Origin of the sequence: Leeuwenhoekiella polynyae, from assembly GCF_004104075.1 — a bacterium.
In the GTDB taxonomy this organism is placed as follows: domain Bacteria; phylum Bacteroidota; class Bacteroidia; order Flavobacteriales; family Flavobacteriaceae; genus Leeuwenhoekiella; species Leeuwenhoekiella polynyae.
In genome coordinates this window covers 22,437-47,226 of the sequence record NZ_QOVK01000024.1, presented here as the reverse complement: position 1 = coordinate 47,226, position 24,790 = coordinate 22,437, and the positions used below count along the sequence as shown (strand labels likewise).

General features: G+C 38.3%; 22 protein-coding genes and 1 tRNA gene. 6 read left to right on the top strand and 17 right to left on the bottom strand.

From position 1 onward, the window contains the following. Positions 1-8: 8 nt before the first annotated feature. Positions 9-476, bottom strand: coding sequence for a DUF6428 family protein (locus tag DSM02_RS17930; RefSeq protein ID WP_128766870.1), 468 nt, complete (start codon positions 474-476; stop codon positions 9-11). A 47-nt stretch (positions 477-523) separates the two neighbouring features. Next, a complete protein-coding gene (locus tag DSM02_RS17925) occupies positions 524-856 on the bottom strand; it encodes an ArsR/SmtB family transcription factor (protein ID WP_128766869.1) in 333 nt (110 codons plus the stop codon). A gap of 539 nt (positions 857-1,395) precedes the next feature. Between DSM02_RS17925 and DSM02_RS17920 the strand changes: the two genes are divergently transcribed. Then, positions 1,396-1,632, top strand: a complete 237-nt coding sequence (locus DSM02_RS17920; protein ID WP_128766868.1) for a hypothetical protein — start codon at positions 1,396-1,398, stop codon at positions 1,630-1,632. 786 nt (positions 1,633-2,418) lie between these two features. Further along, the gene (locus DSM02_RS17910; RefSeq protein WP_128766867.1) at positions 2,419-3,000 is read left to right on the top strand and encodes a helix-turn-helix domain-containing protein; all 582 of its coding nucleotides are present in this window, start codon (positions 2,419-2,421) and stop codon (positions 2,998-3,000) included. Positions 3,001-3,027: 27 nt separating this feature from the next. Here the strand turns inward: DSM02_RS17910 and DSM02_RS17905 are convergent, their stop codons facing one another. The 10 genes from DSM02_RS17905 to DSM02_RS17860 form a co-directional block, all read right to left on the bottom strand. After that, complete coding sequence (locus tag DSM02_RS17905; protein ID WP_128766866.1) at positions 3,028-3,711, bottom strand: phosphonatase-like hydrolase; 684 nt, start codon at positions 3,709-3,711, stop codon at positions 3,028-3,030. A gap of 6 nt (positions 3,712-3,717) precedes the next feature. Beyond that, positions 3,718-4,872 (bottom strand): TIGR03364 family FAD-dependent oxidoreductase, encoded by a 1,155-nt coding sequence (locus tag DSM02_RS17900; protein WP_128766865.1) that lies wholly within the window; start codon positions 4,870-4,872, stop codon positions 3,718-3,720. Continuing rightward, complete coding sequence (locus DSM02_RS17895; RefSeq protein ID WP_205875170.1) at positions 4,862-6,139, bottom strand: DUF5690 family protein; 1,278 nt, start codon at positions 6,137-6,139, stop codon at positions 4,862-4,864. The genes DSM02_RS17900 and DSM02_RS17895 overlap by 11 nt, the downstream gene beginning before the upstream one ends. 149 nt (positions 6,140-6,288) lie before the next feature. Next, positions 6,289-7,332 (bottom strand): alkaline phosphatase family protein, encoded by a 1,044-nt coding sequence (locus tag DSM02_RS17890; RefSeq protein WP_128766864.1) that lies wholly within the window; start codon positions 7,330-7,332, stop codon positions 6,289-6,291. A 10-nt stretch (positions 7,333-7,342) separates the two neighbouring features. Next, entirely contained in the window at positions 7,343-8,926 is a 1,584-nt protein-coding gene (locus tag DSM02_RS17885; protein WP_128766863.1) for a fibronectin type III domain-containing protein, read from the bottom strand. 5 nt (positions 8,927-8,931) lie between these two features. Beyond that, positions 8,932-10,287 carry a (R)-1-hydroxy-2-aminoethylphosphonate ammonia-lyase gene (gene pbfA / locus DSM02_RS17880; protein WP_128766862.1) on the bottom strand — a complete coding sequence of 452 codons (1,356 nt, stop codon included), beginning with the start codon at positions 10,285-10,287 and terminating at the stop codon, positions 8,932-8,934. 9 nt (positions 10,288-10,296) lie between these two features. Continuing rightward, the gene (locus DSM02_RS17875) at positions 10,297-11,964 is read right to left on the bottom strand and encodes an alkaline phosphatase family protein (RefSeq protein WP_128766861.1); all 1,668 of its coding nucleotides are present in this window, start codon (positions 11,962-11,964) and stop codon (positions 10,297-10,299) included. Positions 11,965-12,032: 68 nt separating this feature from the next. Continuing rightward, positions 12,033-13,475, bottom strand: coding sequence for a SusD/RagB family nutrient-binding outer membrane lipoprotein (locus DSM02_RS17870; protein WP_128766860.1), 1,443 nt, complete (start codon positions 13,473-13,475; stop codon positions 12,033-12,035). Between the two features lie 11 nt (positions 13,476-13,486). Further along, positions 13,487-16,702, bottom strand: a complete 3,216-nt coding sequence (locus DSM02_RS17865) for a SusC/RagA family TonB-linked outer membrane protein (protein WP_128766859.1) — start codon at positions 16,700-16,702, stop codon at positions 13,487-13,489. Between the two features lie 736 nt (positions 16,703-17,438). Continuing rightward, a tRNA-Met gene (locus DSM02_RS17860) sits at positions 17,439-17,512 on the bottom strand. A gap of 181 nt (positions 17,513-17,693) precedes the next feature. On the opposite strand from DSM02_RS17860, the gene DSM02_RS17855 reads away from it, so the two are divergent. Both DSM02_RS17855 and DSM02_RS17850 read left to right on the top strand, forming a co-directional pair. Then, a complete protein-coding gene (locus DSM02_RS17855; RefSeq protein ID WP_128762920.1) occupies positions 17,694-18,086 on the top strand; it encodes an START-like domain-containing protein in 393 nt (130 codons plus the stop codon). A gap of 52 nt (positions 18,087-18,138) precedes the next feature. Further along, positions 18,139-18,981, top strand: coding sequence for an aminotransferase class IV (locus DSM02_RS17850; protein WP_128766858.1), 843 nt, complete (start codon positions 18,139-18,141; stop codon positions 18,979-18,981). Between the two features lie 12 nt (positions 18,982-18,993). Here the strand turns inward: DSM02_RS17850 and DSM02_RS17845 are convergent, their stop codons facing one another. From DSM02_RS17845 to DSM02_RS17825, 5 genes are all read right to left on the bottom strand, one after another. Further along, a complete protein-coding gene (locus DSM02_RS17845) occupies positions 18,994-19,557 on the bottom strand; it encodes a YqgE/AlgH family protein (protein ID WP_128766857.1) in 564 nt (187 codons plus the stop codon). A gap of 113 nt (positions 19,558-19,670) precedes the next feature. Next, positions 19,671-19,943: an HU family DNA-binding protein gene (locus DSM02_RS17840; RefSeq protein ID WP_009779660.1), complete on the bottom strand. Its 273-nt coding sequence runs from the start codon at positions 19,941-19,943 to the stop codon at positions 19,671-19,673. A gap of 190 nt (positions 19,944-20,133) precedes the next feature. Next, the gene (fmt, locus tag DSM02_RS17835) at positions 20,134-21,099 is read right to left on the bottom strand and encodes a methionyl-tRNA formyltransferase (RefSeq protein ID WP_128766856.1); all 966 of its coding nucleotides are present in this window, start codon (positions 21,097-21,099) and stop codon (positions 20,134-20,136) included. After that, entirely contained in the window at positions 21,096-23,000 is a 1,905-nt protein-coding gene (locus DSM02_RS17830) for a RecQ family ATP-dependent DNA helicase (RefSeq protein ID WP_128766855.1), read from the bottom strand. The genes fmt and DSM02_RS17830 overlap by 4 nt, the downstream gene beginning before the upstream one ends. After that, complete coding sequence (locus DSM02_RS17825; RefSeq protein WP_128766854.1) at positions 22,997-23,536, bottom strand: AAA family ATPase; 540 nt, start codon at positions 23,534-23,536, stop codon at positions 22,997-22,999. The genes DSM02_RS17830 and DSM02_RS17825 overlap by 4 nt, the downstream gene beginning before the upstream one ends. A 196-nt stretch (positions 23,537-23,732) precedes the next feature. Here DSM02_RS17825 and DSM02_RS17820 point away from each other — a divergent pair, with 196 nt between their 5' ends. Both DSM02_RS17820 and DSM02_RS17815 read left to right on the top strand, forming a co-directional pair. Then, positions 23,733-24,023 (top strand): DUF493 family protein, encoded by a 291-nt coding sequence (locus DSM02_RS17820; protein WP_128766853.1) that lies wholly within the window; start codon positions 23,733-23,735, stop codon positions 24,021-24,023. Between the two features lie 121 nt (positions 24,024-24,144). After that, positions 24,145-24,774 carry a DUF4290 domain-containing protein gene (locus tag DSM02_RS17815; RefSeq protein ID WP_128762913.1) on the top strand — a complete coding sequence of 210 codons (630 nt, stop codon included), beginning with the start codon at positions 24,145-24,147 and terminating at the stop codon, positions 24,772-24,774. Positions 24,775-24,790: the final 16 nt, after the last annotated feature.

Genomic DNA, 24,790 nt, shown 5'->3' with positions numbered 1-24,790 from the left:
GTTGAAGATTAACAACAGCCCCCACCGGGAGTGCAAGTAGTAGTAGTTAGGTCAGCCATTTTTACTTTAGGCTTTTCAGCAGGAACACCGCATTGATCTTTTGCTAAACAATCGGTTTGTTTGTTTACCAGTAAGAAGTTAGAACCGTCAAAATCAAGCGTGAATGTCTCGATGCTGCGACCTTGATATTCTACTTCAACCGTTAGCTCTTCATCAATATTTAATTTGTCTTCAGAAAGTTTAATGATTTGGATCAGTTTCTCAGGATGCAATCTGTGATCGTAATCATCAGCATTCCATAATTGAAAGTTTACCACTTCTTCTTTCCGAATAACACCCCCACAATCTATAAAGTGTTTGGATACTTTACCCACTTCAGTAACGTGAAAATGACCCGGTACGCGTTCGCCATCAGGTAATTGAAAGGAAATTGTTTTTAAATTATTGAGGTGATTTTTTACTTCTGCAAGTTTCATAGTCACGAGGTTTTATTGTTATATTACGATTAATCACTGCAAATTTTTTAGCAGCACTCTTGATTTTTAGTTAAGTCTTGATCGAGAAATTCATGTATCACTGCTTTCATAGTGATCCATTTGTCATCATCAATACAATAGCAAACACGGGTACCTTCTATAGTTCCTTTTATAAGACCAACTTGTTTCAATTCTTTCAAATGCTGAGAAATGGTGGGTTGAGCGAGACCTATCTCATCCACAAGATCCCCACAAACACACGACTTGATCTTATACAAATGCTCTAGAATGGCAACCCGTGCAGGATGACCCAAAACTTTAGCAAACGTCGCTATTGTGTTTTGTTGAGCGGTAAATATTTCTGACTTGGTTAATCCCATTAGTATTTGTTTATTGCAATATTACGATTAATAGATATTTAATCCAGTCTGATTTGAAGAAATTTAAGTTCTATGGTCTAATCTTCTGAGTATAGCCTTTATTCAAATCCTATTTCGAAACAAAACAAATGCAGATTGTTGTATTCTATTGCTATCAGAATTAAAAAAGATAGAAAATCTTCTTTCATTTTACAGATCAGTGCATTGATAAAATACAAGGAAATGAGAATAAGAGTTTGATTAGAAAATTTCATCCTTATTCAATTTATATAAGCCAGCTCATTTGATCAAAGTTGAGCGAAGCTTATATGCGGCAGCTGCATGTGAAGTCAGAGAAAGAATAACAATCTGTTTTGACTATTCAAACCAATATTGTAAAAAAGGGTCGTTTTGATTTTTTGACAGGAATATCCACGAAAATAACGATAGTAATATAATTTTAGAATAATTTTGAGTATAAGGTAGTTATAAATTAATTTAGACATGTATCACTTCTATGATATAAGGCTCGAATTCAGGGTTTAATAAAGAAGATTATTATGAACACACTTACAGAATATGAAACCTATATCATCAGTGCTCTTGCTCAAGGTGCTAACATTCAAGAGGTAAAAAAAGTTTTACGACACTTCGGCCAAAAGCCTGATTCCGTAAGCAGTATTGAAAAAAAGCTTAAGGAACTCAAGAAAAAATTTGAGTGCAAAACTACCTTTCAGCTTGTATATGAATTGGGAAGATATGTAGTTGAAATTGATGTTGAGGAGATCCTTAAGTAACTAAACTTCTTGAATTTCGTGTATCCAAGCCAAATCAGGTTTACCCTACGATGAGAATTATGTGTTCTAGCCAAAGTATAGGCTTAAAAATACTAAATGAAATAGTTTGTGTCTGTGACTACAGATTCTAGTAAAGGATAGATAGGTCTACTAATTTAAAGCAGATGCAGCGTTATATTTTATCTCAGTGGATTGTTAGGCACTGGTTTTTATTCATTGACTATTCCTTTTATTTGTTCTTCCAAGTGTGCAATTCCCTCAAACTTTTTAAAGTTTAAATCCTTTCCAATTAATTTTAATTCAGATGTTAATTCTAAAATTAAGTCTACAATGATATGCATGGAGAACTAATAAGACTCTGTTCTGTGGAATACCGTACCATCAAATTTGAGACCTATCCCTTTAGAACCTGGACTGCTGTTCTAGTACAAATTCAGTTACGTCTTTTTTAGTACTGTATTCCTCCATCACTTCTGGTAGTCTACGAGCAGTAAAAAGCCTAGTACTACCACACTCCAACCACACTTTACCACATTTTCAGTGGGTGAATATGGTATAAAAGTAGTTTCACCTCAGTATAGCCCAGAAGTATATTTGAATGAGACTACCTTAAAGCAGGTAGTTGGAATGGATGACTAACCTGCTATCTGATCTGTATGGCTTTTTTTAAAATGCGGCAATGTGCTGTTTAGAATAAATTGATATATAGATTGAATCAAAAAATGCCAGGAAGTCAACCGAATCCTAAAACATTTTGGATATTTACAAATAGTAAAAACTAAAGATTTGGAAGACTACATAATTGGAATCGGGAAGCGCATTCGAGAAATCAGAAAAGATAAAGGATTTACCATTAGTACGGTTGCAACCCAAGCAGATGTAAGTAACGGACTCATTTCGCGTATAGAAAACGGAAGGACAATACCATCGTTGCCGGTATTGTTAAATATCATCAATGCTTTAGAGATCGAAGTGGCTGCTTTTTTTAATAGTCTTCCGCAAAGCGGAAAAACTTCATTTATTGTTTCTCGCAAAGCAGAACATTCCATACTAGAAAAAGAAGATGATGCTAAAGGTTTTCAGTATAAATCTATTTTTGGCAAATCTCTTGCTTCAATAGCTTTTGAAGCGGTTTTACTTGAAATTCAACCCGGCTCTGAACGCAGTAAAGTAGAAACCGATGCGTATGAATTTAAGTATATGCTCTCTGGAAGTTGTGTTTACAACATTGGTGATGAGGAAGTGACTTTGCACGAAGGGGACTCCATATTTTTCGACGGGAGAATTCCACATGTACCTATCAACCGCCGTGAGGTCCCTACTGCTATGCTTGTTCTTTATTTTTATTTAAAAGATATTGAAAGCTAAGCGTGCTTTCAACATTTTAAAAGCAGATTAGTTCAATAATATGCCTTCAAGCTCAGTTATTACCTTAAGAATGTAATCTGGCTTTGCAGCTTCTAATTGTTCTTTAGTTTGTGCTCCGCTTAAAACACCTATGGTTAAGCCACACTTGGCATTTTTACCTTCTATGATATCTATTTGAGAATCTCCTGCTTTGAGCACCTGAGAAGGATCGGTAATCCCAAACTGCTGCATGGCTTTGTGTATCATATCAGGGGCCGGTCTTCCATTTTCAACAGCATCAGCTGTGATGAGCATATCTATTTCCTCACCTACATGCCACTCTAATTTTGCCAGTAATTTTGTTGCCGTTTTAGAATCATAACCGGTATTGAGAACCACTTTAATAGTATCCTCTTTTAGTCTCTTAAAGAAAGCGAGCATGCCTTCAAAGGTGCCAATTGATTGGGTGTCATAAGCGACTTCTAATTCGGGTTTGAAGGCTGCAAAAGCAGTTGCTGCTTCTTCTTGTACAGCAGTAGAATGGGTGCAGTTTTGTAAAACATCGGTAATCGCCTGATGCTTTTCTTTCCCGGCACCAAACTCTAAAACAGCATCAAGGCTTACCTGATAACCTAAGTCGTTAATGACTTTCTGTACGGTTTTGTACACAATATTATTTTCATTTACGGTGGTGCCCGCCATATCAAAAACGACCAATTTTATAGTATTCATACGGTATTAATTAAGTATTGTATTAAGGTGTTCTTTTGAGAATCCTGCGCTTCCGGTCATTCCTTTTCCTCCAATTCCGGTGGCGATGTGAATGCGCTCTCCTAAGGTTTTTAAAAAAATATCTTGTGTCTTACATTGCGAGTAAATCCCATACCAGCGATCCTGAATATCATAAGTAGGCAGGTCAATGATTTTTTGGGCTTCAGCGATCATAAAATTGTCTATATCCATATTCAGGCCATACCCTAAATCTTCCATACGATCAGCATCAGCATATTCATGGGAATCCCCTAAAATAACAGAACCATCTGCAGCTTGTTTAAACAGAATATGCACGCCCCATTTTTTCTCTAAACTAGCTGCATCTTCTTTATCTTTTATTTCTTTAAATGAGGGACATTCATAAAAGGCTTCGTAACGACGGATAGACAAGCCGGTTAAAATAGAACCGGGAAGTTTATAATTTTGCTGAGGTTTAGTTTGTAGCATTTGCAATTTAGAGAGCTGCAAGTCACTAGCTGCAAAAAGCTGTGGGTAAAGTGTTTTAAAATCACTTCCGTTACAAATTAATGCGTGAGCAGCTTTAAAAGTATTTCCAGTAGCAGTGGTGATCGCAACTTCGTCAGTGCTTTGATCAATGTGTATGGCTTTCGTATTTGTAAATAAATCCAGTTTTTTTTGAGTCACCAGAAATTGCTGTAAGCGGTGAATCATCGTGCGCGGCTCTACCGTAACTTCATCAGGAAAAAACAAGCCTGCTTTGACATAATCTGCTCGTAAACCGGGATACTTTTTTAAACATTCTGCTTTGGTGAGTAGCTTAGAAGTATAGTTATTCGTTTTATTGATCACCGCCAGTTCTTCAATAAGTTGCAATTCTTCGGTATTAGAAGCTAGATATACAGATCCATTTTGACGAATCGTAATATCAAAAAGCTCCTGAATTTCCTTATAGATACGCAGACTTTCCCGACCATAATTTTGCCATTTAGTATTCATACCCGAAGGTACGACCTGACCAAAATTACGTGTAGTTGCGCCTTGTGGCATTGCGCTTTGTTCAAGAATTGCTACGCGTAAACCTCTGTTTAATGCGTGATAAGCGTGAAAGGTACCCAGAACACCTCCGCCTACGATAAGTAGATCGTATTTAGTTTTCATAAGTTAGAACGTTGAGATTGGCGTTGCGGTGTTTGTTTTTTAAATAGAAATAAGAAACGATGACGCTACATGTTCCCAGTGCGGAAAGGAGATAGGCGCCGTTGATAAAAAATTGTAACCAGGATATTTCATCCATCCCGAAGTTTTTATAAAGCAAAACGCCCATACTTCCCATATATCCGAAAGCATCTGCGAGATAAATTAAAAAACCGGCATTGCCTTTGATGCGGAATGCAGCGATAAATCGGTCAAAAAACAACGCGTTAAACGGGACATAGCAGATGTACAAACCAAAACCGGAGATCACCATCCAGTAAAACGGATCGAGTATTTCAGACTGTAATAAAAATGTTGCGATACCTACCGAAAACGTACCGATTAGTAATATACCGTGATAGGTGAGCAAGGCTTTGAGGTTATCTTTTATCGCATAGACAGAGGCCAGAATAATCAAAACGAGAAGCGCTACAGCCAGTTCAGAGGTACTGTATACCGCAATATCCCCGGCATAACCCAGACTATCCCAGAGCTCCCGGGCGTAATTATCCCTGAGGTCTCTAAAAGCAGTCAAACTAACGTAGAATAGGATCAGAATAAAAAGAGGCAATGCAAATTGCTTGAGCACTTCTTTACGTGCTGTTTTATCCATAGGGACGCGGGCAACGCGTAAGGACTCGTCTTCAGGTGTAGGAGGGGAGATCGTTTCTAAAAGCCTGGCAAAAAACACTAAAGGGATGAGAAATAAAGCTCCGGTTACTGCAGGCATCCAAAACTGGGAAACTTCCCAGGATACCATAACATATAAACCAATAGATTTTACCACTCCGCTTGAAACAATAAAACTGGTGCATAAAATGACTCCTAGTATTTCGGTGAATTTTCGCCCTTCCAAGTAGGAAAACACAATGCCCCAGATCATTCCCAAAGGCAGACCATTGAGAAACATGAATAAAATATTATAGGGCTGCGGAACAAAACCAAAAAGGAGGAGCGCAATTTCAGAAATACCGATGAGAGCTAACAAATAGGTGAGGCGTTGCTTTGACTTTAATTCAGAAATTACTTTGATCCCAATAAATTTGGAGAGCATATAACCCAAAACCTGAGCGATAATGAGCAGGATTTTATAATCGATTCCCAGAACACTTAGATGTTCAAAAGTTGCAACTGCAAAAGGTTTTCTAAATGCATACATACAGAAATACGCACCAAATGCAGCCAGAGAAGCACGACTAATAAATGCAAGATCTTGTTTTTTGATGGGCATAGTAGGTTTTAATAATCCGGTCAAAAGTTTAAGAATAACCCCGACCGGAGTTTAAAATATAAACAAACAAGCGGTAACAAATTTATTATAAAGTTTACTTATATTAAAACAAAAAGCTTTAATGTTTTATTTTATTTCTTATTTGTAAACTAATTTAAATTTTGCTTGATGTGTTTTACAACTTCGGTAGTATAGATCTGTTCTTCGTTTTGAATAGCTCCTTTTTGATCAGCACCGGCTCCGAGAATTATGAGCCAGGTCTGATCTGCACCTTTGATATCGCTTCCGTGACTTTTCCAGGTTTCTAGAGGTTCCGTTCCACGCCCGTGATCTGTAGTGATGATCAGGGTAGTTTGATCTTTATAGAATGCATCGGTCTGAACATATTCCCAAACCTCTTTCAGCATTGCATCTGTCGTGTGTGCCGAATTCAAATAGGCATCATATTCACCATCGTGTGCAAAATCGTCTGTTTCGCCGTAGGCTATATAAACCAGACTTGGATGATTTTTTTGCATATACTCCAAGGCATAATTGTGAGTAAACGCATCCAGGCGTACACTTCCCCACGGACTCGGTATCTCTTTTTGTAATTTATTAAGGAAGATTTCCCGGTCTGATAAAGGCGTATCTTTAGCCGGATCGAAAGCTGCATTTACAGGAATACTACTGCGTTTATCATTAATAATATATGGAAAAACGTCCCAACTGGTAAAGGCAGCAACCTTGCCTTTGTATTTTGAAGTATTATTTAATTCTTCCAGGATGGTTACATTAGGGTTATAGATCTTATCATTACTCCTGATGTTTTTATCATCTGCTTTACCCGTAAGGATCTCGTTATATCCGGGATAAGAAAACCACATCGTGTTGGTCAGGTTAACCTTGCTTCCAGCTTCTCTATTTCCGTGAATTTCCCCGTGATGGACTACCTTATTCCAAATAAAAGGTAACAAGGCTTCTCGGCGTTCAGCTTTAGTTTCCCGCCAGAATTTGGACTTTAAAGCTGTGGTATCATGAACATATTCAGGGTTGCTAATGAGTTTAGGATCGGCACCGGTAAACAGTTCTTGCCAGCGAAAGCCGTCTAATGTGATCAAAATGACTTTTTGATCTTCTTTGTTTTGAGCTTGTATTTTAAAAACACTCAAGCCAGCCAGAAGGAGCAGTACTATTACTTTTCTACTATGCATATCGAAATCTTTATTTAGTTTTAAAAGTCAGGGTTTCAGACCACTCGCTCCATCCCAGATATTGATCCCGATACCGAACCCGCCAGTAGTAGGTGGTTGCGGGTTGTAAGCGGGATAACTCTTCATCTGTAAGGTCATCACCCTTTTGTCTGTTTTCTTTGTAATACCAATTTTCATGTTGTTTCCAACTGTCTTTAACCAATTTTTCAAAATCGGGTGTTGTAGACACTTGCCAGTGCGAAGCGGTATGTTTACTCGAAACTCTTCCTCCGCTAAAGGCAGACGCTTTTAGCGTGATAGCAGTGATGTCTACATTTTCTTTTTTAGGTGAAATCCCAACAGGTGCATCGGGCTTTTGATTCAGTTTATAAACGGTGATACTATCAGTTACCGCATTGTTTTTTGGATGTTGAACATTACCGCGGCTGATGCGTTTGAGACTGATCTTAGGATCTGCAGGATTGGGATCTACATTTACCATCACAAAACCATATTCATCTTGGGTAACGGTAAATTCATCATAATCGCGACCTTCAAATTCTCCCCAGTTGTCAATAGAACCTCCTGCCGAAGCAACATTTACCCACAAGTGATTGTGGTCGCGTGATTGTCCGCGGGAATATCCGTGTGTATGACCAAAAAAATGAACGCTGGGTTTACCGGTTTTATCTGAAAAAGCTTCAAGCATCTTAACCACTTTTCCGGTGGTTTCCTCTTCCCCCGGAATCCATAATTCTGACTTATACGGATGATGGAGCTGAGCAAAAACAAAATCAATGTCTTCTTCAGTTTCGGTGTCTTTCAATACCCGTTCAAGCCATTCATATTGTTGTCGCATATCGCGATATCCTTCATTAGAATCTAATCCAATAATACGAACGTTACCATAATCTTTGTACCACCAGTGCTCCGCATAAGCAGGGTCTCCGTTTTCGGGCAGGCTGAAGTATTTGAAGAAAAATTGAGAGTTTTGTTCGTGATTTCCGGGGACGGGATATACAGGAACTTGTGAGAAAAGTTTTGCTGAAGGTTTGAAGAAATCGGTTTGCCATTGCTCATAATTACTTCCTTGAGCCACAAGATCTCCGGGAATCATTACCAAAGCTAAATTGTCTGGAACTTTTCCGTCAAATTGCTGCTCCAGATAGTTGAGAATACCTTCATTGACGACTTCACTGAATTTATCTGGCTGACTGCGGTCTATTTGCATATCGCTCATAGCTATCAGGTTAAAAGAGGCTGCTTCTCCAGAAAATGGAGGGGTTTTAAACTGAAGAATGTCAGATCGAAGTTTTCCGGTTTTAACTCGGTAAAAATAGGTGGTGAAGCGCTCTAAACCGGTAAGCTGAACTTCATGTAAGCGCGATTCTCCAAAATTCACTTTACAGGAGGTACCTGTAATTTTGTTCCCCAATTTTGCTGTCAAGCCCCATTCTACAGTGCTTTCTCCCTCAAACTCGGTTTCCCATTTTATACGTATTGATGTGGGCTCTGCATCTTGTAAATAAGGGTGTACCAGAAAGCTATTTTGTTGGGCCTGCGTATGGATGCAAAAACTGATAATAAACAAGCTAAGAACTATGATGTGTTTCATTGTTTTTATGGTTTTGAGATTTTTTGTAGTGCGTTTTCTAAAATAGCCAGAGCTTCTGCAAGCTGCGTGGTTTTTATGGTGAGTGCCGGGCAGAGTTGTAAAACATTGCCTTTAGAGACTTTAAAACTCAGTCCGTTTTTGAGACATTCATACATAATCGCTTCTGCTTCAGCGGTAGCTTTTTCTTTAGTTATGCGATCTTTTACGAGTTCTATACCCCAGAGTAAACCAAGACCTCTAATATCGCCAATGATGTTGTATTTATGCAGGAAATCATTCAGGGTAGCCTGCATCATACCTTCTAAGTAAACGACGTGCTCCAGCAGATGTTCTTCTTCAATAATTTGCAATGTTGTTAGCGCTGCAGCTGCACCCACAGGACTTTTTTCAAAGGTATAATGCCCCAGTGAAATGTGGTTAAACCGGTCGTATTCCTTTTTAGTAACGATCGCTGCCTGAGGAATAATACCACCTCCAAGTCCTTTACCTAAACAAAGAATGTCTGGTATAATGTCAAAATGTTCGTAAGCAAATAGTTTTCCGGTTCGGCCTAATGCGATTGGGATCTCATCAAGAATCAGCAGAACCCCGTATTGATCACAAAGTGCTCGGGCTGCTTTCCAGAATTTTTTAGACGGAATTTGAGCATCAGTATTGCGCACGGTTTCTGCTAAAAAGGCTCCAATCTGATTGTCTTTTGCCAAAATGTACTCCAGATATTCGATTGCTTTATCTTCGTTATTCTCATAAATGCCACGATAGGTAATGGGAGGGGGAATACGTTCTACACCGGGCATCAAAGGTCCCATGTGTTCTCTAAAAACCGATTCACCGCTAACACTCACCACATCGAGCGATGCGCCGTGAAACGAATCCCAGAAGGACACTACTTTATACTTGCCGGTTACTGCGCGAGACAGTTTAAGCGCGATCCCAATTGCAGAACTTCCGTTAGGCGTCATCAGTATTTTATCTAAACCGGGAGTAAGGCTTGTTAGTTTTTCGGCAAAATGAATAGCCGTTTCGTTGGTGTATCTTCGGGTAGAAAAGGTAAGTTGGTCTAACTGATTTTTGAGTGCTTCAATGAGTTTAGGATGTGAAAAACCCAGTTGGTGTACATTATTTCCGTGAAAATCAAAATAGTTTTTACCTGAAGTGTTGGTGATAAACGGACCCTGAGCATCGGCCAGTACGTCCATACAAGGGGTAGATAGTGCCTGGTGTAAAAAGTACTGCGCGTCTTTTTCTAAAAGTTTTTTTGTCGTAGCACCAACTTCTTCTGCTAACCATTTTTTTCGACCTTCAGACCGGTTGATATCTCCTTCAACAAGGAGTTCATTTGTAGAAAGTTTATGCTCCATAGTGCACGTCTAGTTCAGATTCAATTTACCTGCCGGAATAATTTGTTTGCCAATACCCGGTCCTTTGTATTGCGCATCCAGATAGTAACCCCCGCCACCGTTAAAATATTCAATTTTAATAGGATGTGCACCTGTTTTTAGATTTATAGTGCCGCTGCGCTCCTGTACGCCATGATCCCCATCATTGTCAACTACTAGTTTTTCATCAATATAAAGTTTGCTGCCATCATCACTGTTGGTATAAAAAGTATAGCTGCCGCTTGTATCTATTTTTAATACAGAATTGAAAACTATAGCGGTACTTGCTGCGGAGTCCAGACTGTCAAGGATGCCGCTTTCAAACTCCATACTATTTCCGGTTTGTGATGCTTTGAGGTTTCTAAAGTCCGGTAAGGAAGTCAGATTTTCTAAGGGATAAATACGGAATAAAACACCGGGTTTCTTTTGGGTGGAAATCAATCGATAACTACCTGCGGAAATTGTGCTAGAAGCTTTCCCTGCTTTAGTAACTATGGCACGTACCAGTGTGGTACGGTCTACTGTAAACGGAGCGGTATATTCTAATCCATTTTTTTCAGAAGGATCAGAACCATCCAGGGTATAATAAATACTTCCTGTTGTGTTGAGGTTTTTTAGTTTAACTTCAATATTAGACGTTGTGAATAATCCACCGGAAGGAGCATACGGTCCATTTTTAGGAAGTAAAACAGGAGCGAGGAGTTGCTTCTGTTTTTTATAGCGCAATACCGGTTTTTCATATCCTACAAAAGCACTTTTAACAGGTCTCCCTATCCATGCTTGTGGAGTTTCTAAACCGGCGACAAAGGCAACAGTGGCTGCATTATCGTACTGATATACGGTTTCTTCAATCGTATATCCGTTTTTTACTCCGGCTCCATATAGTATGAATGGAATGTTGACTTCATTCAGGGATTCACCACCGTGTCCTTTGCCTAAGCCACCGTGGTCAGCTGATATGATGAATACCGTTTGATCAAAAATTCCAGCTTCTTTCGTGGATGCTATAATAGATCCTATTAAATGGTCTGCTTTTTCAACGGCTTGGTAATAGGATTCAGTCCCGTGTCCTTCGCTATGCCCTGCATGGTCAACGTGATCCAGATGAATAAAGGTAAAGTTGGGTTTATGATCTTTGATGTAAGTAATCGCATCCTGTGTGGTGCCATCTTCGTGGCCTCCGTTGATATCAAAAGCAACATCTTCAGGATTATACAATCTGCCAAAACCATCCCAATCGTAAATAGTACCTACGTGAGCTTCTGGTTTTTGATCATGAAATAAAGTGAAAATAGAAGGGAATCTACTGTCGTGCGCTGAAACTACAGCCGGCAAGGTGTGGTTGTTAGCTTCCCACCCGTTAGAAGTGATGCCATGTTGCTCAGTATCTGCACCCATAATCATACTGGCCCAGTTAGAACTAGAACTTGAAGGAAGCACTGCACGTGCTTCAAAAGTAGATGCTCCGTATTTTACCATACTGTCAATAACCGGGGTCTGAGCGTTGTTAATTCCGTCCGGACTCATTCCATCGACTCCTATAACAATGATATGTTTAATTCCCAGATCTGCTTTTTTGTTGGGAGTACATGAAACCAAAAATACTGTTGCTAACAGCAAACTTAGTTTAAGGCTTTTATAAAAATAATATTGTCTCATAGTACACATAAACAAGTTGAGGTTGCCCAGATTTATGAGCAACCCAACTTGATTTAAGATTTTAATAATTAATAACGGGTTCCGGTTTCCCACCATCCTTTGACGTTGATGTTATCTCCACCCATCGCGCTCACTGCATTCTGATAGTTAGTAGTATTCAGAGTTTGTTCAGATGAAGGGTACAAGAAGCGTACAGGATAGAGTGCTCCGTTAAGCGTATCTGGTCCCGGTTGTAAAGCTGGAAGTCCGGTTCTTCTATAATTCATCCATCCCTGATAATCTACATTCCAAAGAGCGATGGTTTTTTGGGTTAATAAAAGCTCTAAAGATCCGTTATAGGAAACAGCCGGCTGAGCCAGATATGCTGTTATAGTTGTATCGTCAACACCCCAATACGATAAACTTGCCCGTACTCCTGCATTGTAATAAGCTTCAGCATCACCTGAAATGATACCACGCTCTGCAGCTTCGGCAAGAATAAACTGTACCTCAGAATTTTTAATAATATAGGCTTGAGCACCTGTTCTGGAATAATAGAATAGATCTACATCCAGACGGCTGGGACTGTTTGCATCATCAAAAGCTCGTGCGTTATCCTGATTCAATCCAATAGGCATCCCTACCCATTTGCCTTCACTATTACGGTCAAACCAGATATCTAATCTCGGATCGTTAAAGGTGTTGAAGTATTCTAAAGCAGTATCGCATAAACTCTTTTCATCAAAACCGCCTATACGGCCTGTACTTTGTGGCCATGAGTCTGTATTAGACGTTCCGCTGTACGTGAGTGTTGCGTTATCTGCGTTAGAATTGATGTAGTTTCCTGCGCTTGTAATAGCTTGCATTTCCTGAGAGACATCGCGTTGTTTGGAGATGCGTAAGAGATAGCGCAATCTTAGAGCATTCGCTAATTTTCTCCATCGAGCCGGATCCCCATCATAAATAACATCTCCTGTTGTACCACTAATACTTTGATTTGCAGCCAAAGCAGCATCAGCATCTGCTAAATCCTGAAGAACCCCATTATAAATCATTTCCTGAGAATCATAAACTGGCGTAAAAATACCCTCTGTATCTCCCGCTAGAGCTTCAGAATACGGAACGTTTCCATACAGATCGGTAAGATTTGCAAAGCAAAGTGCGCGTAAGGTAAGTGCCATCCCTTCATAGGTGCTATTCTGGGTTTCTTCGTTTCGTGATATCTGAAGAATATCATCTATTTCCGGAAGAATTCCGTAGAAAAAGTTCCACATTCCCTGATCACTCCAATCAAATTGTGCAAAACCCGGAAAATTATTTTTAGCCATCAATTGCGTGATGGAGTTTCCATCGCTATACCCTTCCTCGGTGAGTGTTCGGGTAATTTCTGAAGTTACTGTAGCGGTAAGCAGGTTTGCGCTTACCGTTTCAGGAGCATTAGGATTGGAGTTGATTTCTTCAAAATTATCGGTACAGCCTGTAACTAAGAGACAGGCCAGTACAAGAATCTGAACTATATTACTTGTTTTCATCGTGTGTTTTCTTAAAATTCTAGATTAACGTTTAGACCAAAACTACGGGTGCTGGGCAGCGCCATATCTTCTACACCAGGAACAATAGAGCCTCCGGAAAATGAAATAGATTCTGGATCTACGTGGTCGTTTTCAGTCCATAGCGCCAGATTTCTTCCTACTAGTGAGATGGTAGCTGAAGAGAAGGGAACCGTGTCGAACCATTTTTTAGGTAGATTATACCCCAGTTTAACTTCGCGTAATTTTACGTAAGTAGCGTCAAACATGGAACTCTCTTCATTACTTCTGTTGTATACGTGCGAGTAGTAATTAGAAGCTGAAACATTCTGAGTATTTTGGGTATAGGACCCATCAGCATTTGCAATGACACCTGCTGCAACAATACCCGTTTCGCGACCGGGAACAGTAAAATCTAACATACCGGTTGTACCACCAATGGCAACGGTTCGGGAATGAAACTCACCACCTTGTCTCCAATCAAACAAAAAGCTGAAGTTGAAGTTTTTATATTGAAAGCTGTTTTGAAAACCAACCATAAAATCCGGACTGTAATTACCCAGTTTTCTCAATTCGTTGTCAACGATAGGTAGTCCAGAATCAGGGTTTATAATCCACTGCCCGTTATACTCGCTGTCAGGATCGTTTACTTTCTGAAAGCCGGTTCCATACAGATCTCCAATGCGCTCCCCAATAGCAGCACCCACGGTGAGGTAATTGTTTTTAATTGTATAAAAATCTAAGCCTTCTGTAAGGTCTACAACCTTCCCGCGGTTCATCGTAAAATTAACGGAAGAATTCCAGCGGAAATCATCTGTGCGTAGAGGAGTGGCATTCAAAGTGATTTCAAGCCCTCGGTTTTGTACCTCACCAGCATTAATTACACGAGAACTGAATCCTGAGGTATTAGAAACCGGGAGTGATATGATCTGATTTTTGGTAGTAGATTGATATACCGCAATATCAAGTCCCAGACGATTACCGAAGAAGCGAACATCTGCACCTAATTCTATCGAGTTGGTTTTTTCAGGTTTCAAATCAGAATTTTTCAATTCTGATGGAGAATACACTCTTGAGAATCCATTAAAGGTATCTCCAAAACCATAAGTTGCTGCCAGATTGTAGGGGTTGGTATCATTACCTACCACAGCATACCCTGCTCTTAGTTTAGCAAAACTGATGGCTTCCGGCATTTCAAACATATCAGAAAGAATAGCACTAATACCTGCCGAAGGATAGAAGTAGCTGTTGTTATCTTCCGGAAGCGTTGAGGACCAGTCATTACGAGCGGTTAAGTCTAAAAATAAATAATTCTTGTAAGCGATATTACCAAAGGCGTACGCACTATTAACTCTGAACTCACTGTCATAATCGCTCGTTGTAAGCGGTTCTGCAGCATTACCAAAATTATAGATGGCAGGAATTGAAAGCGAGTTTGCACTCATACGCTGATAGCGATTTTTAGCCACCCTGTGATTGGCACCCACTGAAACTCCTAAATCAAAATATTCAGTAAGCGTTTTAGTATAAGACAATAAGAAGTCGGTGTTCTGCTCCTGAGCATAGGTGTAATCTTCCCGATATTGCCCTTTAGGAAAGCGCTGTGTAGAGTAAGCTCTTTTACGCATATCGAGCTCATTAGAATAATCTAAACCTGTACGGAACATCAAGTCTAACCCATCTGCTAGTTGAAGATCTGCACGCATATTGGTAATGACACGATCTCGGTTAAAGGAGTTTGTATTTTCATATACTGTAAAGAACGGGTTGTCATGATAATTGTAGTTGTAGTTAAACTGCTGAGAGTTTTCAAGTCCCGGTTGCCAGTAATCTCTTAGCCCATTCATATCAATATGACGGCCAAACCAAATCCATAAGTACATCACGTTTTCGGTACCGTAAGAGTTATTGGGACGGTTATCTGAGTTAGAATTTATATAATTCATCGAAGCGCTCACCTTTAACCAGTCTGTTAAATTGTAAGCCCCGTTAATCGCATAGGTACGTCTTTTGAAATTAGAGTTGGGGACAATGCTTTCACTGCTTAAATCTGTAAATGATACTCTAAAGTTTCCATCTTTATTGGCTCCCGTTAGAGCAACGTTATTACTCATTGTAAATCCGGTTTCAAAGAAATCTCTAATATTATCAGGATGTGCAATAAATGGGGTAGCGATAATGTCATCAGCAAATGTTCCGTCTGCGTTACGCGGACGAAGATTTACATCACCGGCTCTAAACCCACTAGTGGTAGGGCTGTCGTGTTGTGGTATCAATTGCCCGTTAAGTGCAGGCCCCCAGCTTTCATCAACATGATCATTAATCCCGCCAGTTACAGAACGATTTTGACCTCCATCGTTAAATGCAAACTGACCGTTAGATCCTTGTCCGTATTCATTTTGATATTTTGGTAAGGTTAAGAGGGTTTCAAAAGTAGTATTGTGATTGATAGAAACACCTATACCTTTAGTGCCTTTACCTGATTTGGTTGTGATCAGCACTACACCATTTGCACCTCGAGAACCATACAGAGCAGTTGCATTAGGACCTTTAAGCACGGTCATTTCTGCAACGTCATCAGGGTTGATATCCATTGCTCCGTTACCAAAATCAACCCCCATATTACCATCTCCACCTGCATTGTTGATGTTGTTGTTGATAGGGATTCCGTCAACTACAAAGAGCGGTGAATTTGCATTAGGGCTGGGGTTTAATGAATTTTCACCACGAATGATGATCTGTGAACTAGAACCTACACCACTGTTACCGCCAGTAACCCGTACTCCGGCCATTTTACCCGAAAGTGAGTTGATAACGTTAGTTTCTTTGGCTTCAGCAAGTTCATTACCATCAACTTTTTGTACAGCGTAAGACAGTTTTTTGGTTTCTCTTTTAATTCCAAGAGCGGTTACTACAACTTCATCAAGACCTTGAGCATCTTCTTCAAGAACTATTGTTAGGGTAGTCTTACCGGTAACATTTAACTCCTGCGATTTAAACCCCATAAAAGTTGCCTCAATCACATTCTCGTTTTCAGGAATGTTGATTGTAAAATTTCCATCAAAATCTGTCACTACTCCTATGGTAGTATTTTTTACCACAATACTGGCGCCCGGTAGGGGCATACCGTTAGTGTCTGTTACAGTACCCTGAAGTGTTCTATCTTGAGCAAACAACATAGAGCTTAGGAGGAATAGTGTAAGGTGTATTACATAAATTAGTTTTTTCATTGTTTGGATTAATTATTAATATTAGTAAACAATCAATCACAAATGTGGTTAAAAAGTGACTATATGTAAATTTTAAGGGTTTAAGAAATTCTTAACGGAAGTTGAAGAAAGTGAAGAATTTTACACAGCTATGTTAATTTAAATTAAAGAAAACTACTATAACGATAGTAATAGTAGTGAAAGGTTAAATTAACATTATTGATGAGCAGTTAGATTTTTGTAATGGAAGTCTTTTGTACGTTAACCTATGAGTCTAGCCCAAGGTAAACAGTATAAAATATCTATAAAAAAATAGCACCTGAATGAATACTAATTTTTAAAAACTTGATGGAAATTAATTCGTAAAGGTAGCTGTGGGATATTTCTGTGTAATCACAAGCTTCTTCGACAGGGAGGACTTTTTCTGGACGCATATACTACTTCGAGGCAAGCCTGTCTGTCGACAAAGGCAATCCTGCGAAGCATTAAACTAAACAATACATTCTCTTTATAGAGCTAAAAAGCAATTTCTAAATCTAGAAACTGATAAAAAGTAGAATGATTGGAATTAGAATACAAGATTTTTTAGCTTGCATAGAAAAGTAAGAGAACTATTTTAGAAGAAAAATTGAGGGAAATTAAATTTGATTTGAACTGATTCAAATAGGGTAGAATAAGGTTATTTTAAAGTTTTACCTATGCTGATCAGCATAAAAAAAAAGCAGCTACAAATTAATGTAACTGCCTGATTATTAAGTAGCGAGAGGGGGGCACGATCCCCCGACCTCCGGGTTATGAATCCGACGCTCTAACCAACTGAGCTACCTCGCCATCTTTAGTAATTCTATTGATGTCTTTATAGACTTTGCCAAGGGGTTTCCCTAAGCGGGTGCAAATATAATAACATTTATTAAGTTGGCAAGCATCTTAAATATAAAATAAAAAATTACTGCTAATCTTTTTTACTCTGTAATTAATATTTATATTGGCGACCCAACCGAATAAAGATTCCATGGAAGAAAAAATAAAATTTGAAATCGAGTTTCCTATACAGGCCTCCCCGTCACTTTTGTATCAATATATGTCTTCGCCTTCAGGTATGTCTGAGTGGTTTGCAGATAATGTAAACTCTCGCGGAGAGTATTATACGTTTATTTGGAATGGGAGTGAAGAGAAAGCAAAATTGCTAGGTAAGAAGAGTGATGAGCGTATCAAGTTTAGATGGATGGATGATGTAGAGGACGAAAACCTATATTATTTTGAGCTGCGTATTGTTGTAGATGAGATCACAAAAGATGTTTCTCTTATTGTAACTGATTTTGCTGAAGAAGATGAAGTAGATGAAGGAAAGATGTTTTGGGAGAATCAAATTTCAGAATTAAAACATATCATAGGTTCTAACTAGAAACCTGTAGTTAAATCTTATATTTGTCCCTTTGAAAAAAGGGACTTTTTTTATGATCAATTTTAACGGAACTCTTACCGAAAACCCACAGTTTACTGCCTATAACCGCGGAATGCTTTATGGAGATGCTGTGTTTGAAACCATACGTTATACTAGCGGTAAATTAACTTTTTGGGAAGATCATTATTTCAGACTTATGGCTTCTATGCGAATACTTCGTATGGAAATCCCTATGCACTTCAAGTTAGAAAATCTTGAAGAAGAACTACTTAAAGTAATTGAGGCTGAAGGTTTGAAAACTAAATCAGCAAGCGTTAGACTTACTGTTACGCGTAATGAAGGCGGGAAATATTTACCAGAAGATAATGGCGTAGGCTTTTATGCGTTTGCTAATGAGCTTAAGAATCCTTTTTTTTTACTGAATGAAGAAAGCTACGAAGTAGAACTTTACAAAGATCATTATGTAAATGCAGATTTGATTTCTACTTTAAAGACATCTAATAAGATCATTCATGTGACTGGAAGCATTTATGCTAAAGAGAATGGTTATGCAAATTGCTTACTTCTGAATACTAATAAAGCTGTTGTTGAAGCTTTAAATGGAAACCTGTTTCTGGTAAAAGGTTCTGTGATCAAAACTCCACCTTTAGAAGATGGTTGTTTAAGAGGTATCATGAGAAAGCAACTTATAGAAATGCTTAAAAAGCTTGAGAATTATACTATTGAAGAAACAAGTATTTCTCCATTTGAGTTACAAAAAGCAGATGAGTTATTTGTTACTAATGCTATAATGGGAATTCAACCAATAACTAAATATCGAAAGAAAACCTATGCTAATAAAGTAGCTAAAGAATTATTAGGTAAATTAAATGCACAGGCTAGACTAGCAAAATGATTAAATTAAATTTTAATTATTGCTTGGGTTTTCCGGAGCATTAGACCAGAGCAGGTATTGCCCCCCTAGTTCAATCATTTTTTCTTTCCAAAAGTCAGGAAAGCATTTGTTGATGATATCTTTTTCGTAATTGTTTTCTGTTACGATCCAGGCATTCGCCCCAAGCTCCCCATCTAATTGAGCACTATCCCAACCAGAGTATCCCAGAAAAAATCGAATCTCATCGGGTGAAATTTCATTTGCTGTAATACGCTCTATAACCGTATCAAAATCTCCTCCCCAGTAAATTCCGTTTGAAATTTCAATACTATCAGGTATTAAATCTGGTACTTTATGTAAGAAGTAGAGATTATCCTGTTCTACAGGACCGCCGTTATAAATTTGCATTTCATCACAATCAATCTCAGGAATCAGTTCATTGAGTGTAAATGTAAGTGGTTTATTGAGTATAAAACCTACAGAGCCTTCATCAGAATGATTTGCCAGCAAGACCACAGACCGATTAAAGGAAACATCGCCAATTATAGCTGGCTCAGCTATAAGTAAATTGCCTTTTTGGGGTTTATTTGCTGTCATACACTAGTTTTTGTTCTAAACTACTCTAATTTTTTATAATTAACAAAAAAATAACAAATATAAAAAAAGCCCCCATTTATGGGAGCTTTTTAAGCTTTACAAGCTATAGATGCTTAGTTAACAGCGTCTGATAAATCAGAACCCGCTTTAAACTTCACTACATTTTTAGCAGCGATCTGAATAGTTTTTCCAGTTTGTGGGTTTCTTCCTTCACGAGCTGCACGTTTTGATACAGACCAAGAACCGAAACCTACTAAAGAAACTCGATCTCCACCTTTTAATGATTTTTCGATATTTCCTAAAAATGATTCTAATGCTTTTTTAGCTGCTGCTTTAGTAATACCAGCATCTTCTGCCATTGCATCAATTAAATCTGATTTGTTCATAATTCTAAATTTTAATAAAAATTAAATGTCGGTTAAACTTTTGTTTATTGTTCTAACAAATTTAGACGGATATTTTATTCATGCAAGCAATGGCGCAGGAAATCACGGATTATGTTGATAACTTTAACGTTTTGTTGATAACGGAAGGCGCTTTTAACAAAATATAAGTAATAACAGCGTTTTCCTAGGTTTACAACGTTTTAGCTGAGGTTTGGAAGCTAAATCCATTTAGTAAATCTTTAACCGGCATTTTCTTCTTTCCTGAAAGTTGTACTTCTTCGAGTTTTAACCAATTTGTAGAAGTGGCTACAAACAATTCATCGTTTTTAATCAAAATTTCACCGACGCTTGCGTTACCTAACTCAGTGGATTCTTCATCAGAAGTAATTGAAGCTTTATAAACTTTTAATTGAAGTTCTTTAGTATCTCCATTTGTAAATAAAGTCCACGCAACCGGATACGGACTCAAACCGCGTATGTGGTTGTGAATACTTTCTACAGATTGCGACCAGTCTATGCGTGTGTTGTCTCTGTTGAGCTTGTAAGCGGTATGCAGTTGTTCTTGCTTCGGTTGAATGGTCTTTTCAACAGTATCTTTTTCTATGAGTTTGACGGTGTCTTGTATCAAATCGCTACCAAGATTCATAAGCCGGTCGTGTAAACTTCCTGCATTTTCTTCTGCATAGATTGCTGTCCTTTCCTTAAGAATAATAGCTCCGGTATCAATCTTTTCATCTATAAAAAAAGTGGTTACACCTGTTTCTTTTTCACCTTTAATAATAGCCCAGTTAATAGGAGCAGCACCCCGATAATCGGGGAGTAGAGAAGCGTGTAAATTAAACGTCCCGTATTCTGGCATTTTCCATACTACTTCTGGTAACATCCTAAAAGCGACCACAATTTGCAGGTTAGCATTCAGTGCTTTTAATTCTTCTATGAATTCTGGGTCCTTGAGATTGGTAGGCTGCAATACAGGTAAGTTTGCTTGTGAAGCATATTGTTTAACTGCGCTTTGTTGAATTTTTTGACCTCTTCCGGCAGGTCTGTCTGGAGCGGTAATCACTCCTACAACGGTATATTTATTTTCTACAAGTTTTTGCAATCCGGCAACAGCAAAATCTGGTGTTCCCATAAAAACGATGCGTAAATCTCTCATAAAAGTTTATATAAATTAGAAGGTGTTAGTGTTATTTTTTGGCTTTCTAAAAGGTTTTTTAGTGCCGATAAAAGTTCTTGTTCTTCAACAGAACTTAGTAGTTGGGTTAACGATTTTGACGAATAGGGTTTAGAAGCCAGTAAAGCTAAGATTTTGTTTTGCACGGCCTGACCATCAGGTTTTTTTTTCTTACGAGTTTTAGCTAGGCAAACATCACACATTCCGCATTTGCACTGTTGTTTTTCTTCAAAATAAGCTAATAACTGAATGCTTCTGCAAACCGTATTATTTTCCAGATACCCTAATATACTTTTAACCTGATTTACCTTACGTGTATTCTGTGTGTTAAGAGGTTTTGCAATACGATTGATGGTCAACTCATCTTCACGCTGTACCAGAAAGGTAATCGCAGTATCAAAGTGGGTATGATCGTAAACAGCGACATCATCTTGATGCAACTGCAAAAGTACTTGATGTATTTTAGCGAGCGGAGCTCCAGATTTTTTAGCGATCAGGGTATGATCTATAATAAGTGGCTGGTCATAAATACCTCCGTATGTCCTGAGTATATTTTTTACAATATCATCTATACCCGGATTTTTTATGAGATAGAAGGTTAGATTAACCGGAGTTACGGTTATCTGAAGGGTTGCTTTGCGGTAAAATTCTTGCGAAAGGATTAGAACACTGTTTCGGTCGAGTAGTTGAAGCGTATTGTAGGTAAGAAGTGTATTGAAGTTATAGGTTTTACAAAAAGTCATAAAATCAAACCTGAATGTTTCTTGCTCACCCTCGCCATAAGAGACTTGAAAAAAGCTATTCAGTTTTTTGTATACTTTTTTAACAAAACTCACAGCCGGTAAAACCTTTAAAAACTGATTAGCCAGACGGTCTTTGTCAGATTCGTTGTAGAGGATTATGCTATTTGCACGTTTACTATTTCTCCCGGCTCTTCCTGCTTCCTGAAAATAGCTTTCTAAACTTTCCGGTAATTCTACGTGTACAACCGTCTCCACATCTGCTTTATCGATACCCATACCAAAAGCACTGGTTGCAACCATGACCTGTGTTTTATTAGCAGACCAGTCATTAAACCGTTCTTGACGTTCCCCATTACCTAAACCTCCATGATAATAATGAGCTTTAATGCCATTAGAGTTAAGGTATGCAGCATAGTTTTGAGCTGTTTTTCTGCTGCGAACATAAACTATACCGCTGCCCGTATACTTTTTAAAAAGGTAAATGAGCCGGTAATATTTATCTTCTTCTTTTAAAACAATATACGCCAGATTCTTTCTTTCAAAAGATTGCTGAACAATCTTAGGGTGATCTAAAGCAAGTTGTTCTACAATATCTTCCTGAACTTTTTTTGTAGCTGTAGCTGTCAAAGCCATGCAAGTTATCCCAGGAAAATTTTCTCTAAATTTTGATATGTTGCGATATGCCGGTCTAAAATCGTGTCCCCATTGAGAAATACAATGTGCCTCATCAACTGCAATCAGTGACAAGTTCATTTGTTTTAAACGTGTCAGAACGAGTTCATTCTGCAAGCGCTCTGGCGAGAGGTAAAGCAGTTTATAGTTGCCATAGATGCAATTGTCGAGTAGGCTATCTAATTCATTATATTTTATACCACCGGGGATGTATAATGCTTTTATATTGCGATTTTCTAACTGCATCACTTGATCGCGCATTAAAGAAAGCAATGGCGAGATCACCAGTGTAATTCCTTCTGATATAATTGCGGGAATCTGATAACAAATAGATTTTCCGCCACCAGTGGGTAGCAGTGCAAAGGTGTCTTGTTTATGGTGTACAGCTTCGATGATCTCCAGCTGTTTTGGTCTAAAAGCGTCATAACCCCAGAACTTTTGCAAAGCTTCAAGTGGCGTTATGCTCATCTTTCGAGATTTTTTAGAATAAAAGAAACCCGTTCTGCTACAGAAGTCTTAGGGACTTCAATAGGCGTGTACCCATATGATTCATAGGTTTTAACGAGCTCGTTTTGAATTTGATGTGCTTCTTCAAAACTTTCATAACGCTCCTTGTCTGTGGTATGAATAGCTTTCCAAAGCGGAAGTAAAAAAATATGATCGTATTTATAGGCTTTACAAGCTTTACTGAAACGTTCAGGGTATTGCTGGCCTATGAAATCCATATACGCAGCAACATCAGGAATACCGCGGTCAATAAAAACGTGCGCTGCGTCTAATGCACCGGCATCAAGATATTGCTGTATACGACGCTCCAGAAGCTTATCGCTAAACAACAGCGGTTCTGTAAGAAAAAGCTGCTCAATACCTTCTTGCTGTGCTGCTTTTATCACCTCGCGGGAAACTTCATCCAAACACGGAAACCCTTCAGCTTTAAGCGCATTTAAAAGCGTGGTTTTTCCGGTACTGGGACCTCCGATTAAAACGATACGTTTTGCTGTCAATTGTTGTTTTGTTTCAGGTTAAACCTAATATTTTTATAGGCGCCGCCAAAGGGTTTAATACTTCGAGGTTTGCCATGAGATAGTTTACTAACTAAGCCACAGAATTAATACCGCTCTCAGCGCGTAAAAATACTCAAATAGGAAGCGATTCAAAAATTAGGTTAAGAATGGTATCTTTGCAGCTTAAAATAAGGCTATGAGCACAGATAACAAATCAGAAGAATTTTATAAAAAACTGAAGAAAAGACTGGAGAAGACTACTACTTGGCCTTCAGAATATCTTTATAAATTCATCGTTCCTTCTGAAAAAGAAAAGATTGAAGAGATTGAAACAATTTTTGATGATATGGGCGCGGTGATTTCTACAAAAGAGTCGAGTAAAGGTACTTACACGAGTGTTTCTATAAATGTAAATATGAAAAACCCGGACACTGTTATTGCAAAATATCAAGAAGTTGCTGCTGTAGAAGGTGTAATTTCCTTATAAATTCAACAAAACAGCATTAAAATTCGGTTAATTTGAATTTGTACTGTGAACTTTTGTACAATTTTTAGTACTTTGCTCAAACGTTTCTCAAGAGAAACATACTTCACTTAAATTTTTACAATTGATAGATCAATTAGAATACAATACTGAGCGCGAAAAGCTCATCATACCTGAGTATGGCCGTCATCTTCAAAAAATGGTCAACCAGGCGATAGCAGAAGAAGACGATAAAAAACGAAATATTATCGCACGCAGCATCATCGCTGTTATGGGTAATATTCAGCCTCATTTGCGCGATGTTCCTGATTTTCAACACAAACTTTGGGATCAGCTTTTTATAATGAGCGATTTTAAATTAGATGTGATTTCTCCTTATGAGAAGCCATCTCGTGAGAAATTAGAAGAACATCCTGAGCCTTTAGAATATCCTCAAAATCATCCTAAATACCGTTTTTACGGTAACAATATCAAACGTATGATTGATGTTGCCGTAAAGTGGGAAAAAGGGCAGAAGCGTGAAGCATTAGAGTTTTCTATTGCAAATCATATGAAAAAATGTTTTCTAAACTGGAACAAAGATACCGTAGATGATGAGGTGATTTTTAAGCACCTTTTTGAATTGAGTGACGGTCAGATCAATCTTGCAAAGAAAGATGAAGACTTAAAAGAAGCGCAAAAGCTTATGCGAAACAAGAAGTCTGGTAAATCTAATTATCGTAAAAAACCTAGTCGCGGAAAAAAGCGCTACTAACTTTTTAGCAATACAT

Bases quoted from the DNA above. Each gene is read 5' to 3' on its own strand.
- DSM02_RS17820 (WP_128766853.1), top strand. From the start codon at position 23,733: ATGAGCACAGATAACAAATCAGAAGAATTTTATAAAAAACTGAAGAAA.
- DSM02_RS17905 (WP_128766866.1), bottom strand. From the start codon at position 3,711: ATGAATACTATAAAATTGGTCGTTTTTGATATGGCGGGCACCACCGTA.
- pbfA (WP_128766862.1), bottom strand. From the start codon at position 10,287: ATGGAGCATAAACTTTCTACAAATGAACTCCTTGTTGAAGGAGATATC.
- DSM02_RS17890 (WP_128766864.1), bottom strand. From the start codon at position 7,332: ATGCATAGTAGAAAAGTAATAGTACTGCTCCTTCTGGCTGGCTTGAGT.
- DSM02_RS17855 (WP_128762920.1), top strand. From the start codon at position 17,694: ATGGAAGAAAAAATAAAATTTGAAATCGAGTTTCCTATACAGGCCTCC.
- DSM02_RS17845 (WP_128766857.1), bottom strand. From the start codon at position 19,557: ATGACAGCAAATAAACCCCAAAAAGGCAATTTACTTATAGCTGAGCCA.
- DSM02_RS17870 (WP_128766860.1), bottom strand. From the start codon at position 13,475: ATGAAAACAAGTAATATAGTTCAGATTCTTGTACTGGCCTGTCTCTTA.
- DSM02_RS17875 (WP_128766861.1), bottom strand. From the start codon at position 11,964: ATGAGACAATATTATTTTTATAAAAGCCTTAAACTAAGTTTGCTGTTA.
- DSM02_RS17895 (WP_205875170.1), bottom strand. From the start codon at position 6,139: ATGCCCATCAAAAAACAAGATCTTGCATTTATTAGTCGTGCTTCTCTG.
- DSM02_RS17930 (WP_128766870.1), bottom strand. From the start codon at position 476: ATGAAACTTGCAGAAGTAAAAAATCACCTCAATAATTTAAAAACAATT.
- DSM02_RS17840 (WP_009779660.1), bottom strand. From the start codon at position 19,943: ATGAACAAATCAGATTTAATTGATGCAATGGCAGAAGATGCTGGTATT.
- DSM02_RS17850 (WP_128766858.1), top strand. From the start codon at position 18,139: ATGATCAATTTTAACGGAACTCTTACCGAAAACCCACAGTTTACTGCC.
- DSM02_RS17830 (WP_128766855.1), bottom strand. From the start codon at position 23,000: ATGAGCATAACGCCACTTGAAGCTTTGCAAAAGTTCTGGGGTTATGAC.
- DSM02_RS17925 (WP_128766869.1), bottom strand. From the start codon at position 856: ATGGGATTAACCAAGTCAGAAATATTTACCGCTCAACAAAACACAATA.
- DSM02_RS17920 (WP_128766868.1), top strand. From the start codon at position 1,396: ATGAACACACTTACAGAATATGAAACCTATATCATCAGTGCTCTTGCT.
- DSM02_RS17900 (WP_128766865.1), bottom strand. From the start codon at position 4,872: ATGAAAACTAAATACGATCTACTTATCGTAGGCGGAGGTGTTCTGGGT.
- DSM02_RS17865 (WP_128766859.1), bottom strand. From the start codon at position 16,702: ATGAAAAAACTAATTTATGTAATACACCTTACACTATTCCTCCTAAGC.
- DSM02_RS17885 (WP_128766863.1), bottom strand. From the start codon at position 8,926: ATGAAACACATCATAGTTCTTAGCTTGTTTATTATCAGTTTTTGCATC.
- fmt (WP_128766856.1), bottom strand. From the start codon at position 21,099: ATGAGAGATTTACGCATCGTTTTTATGGGAACACCAGATTTTGCTGTT.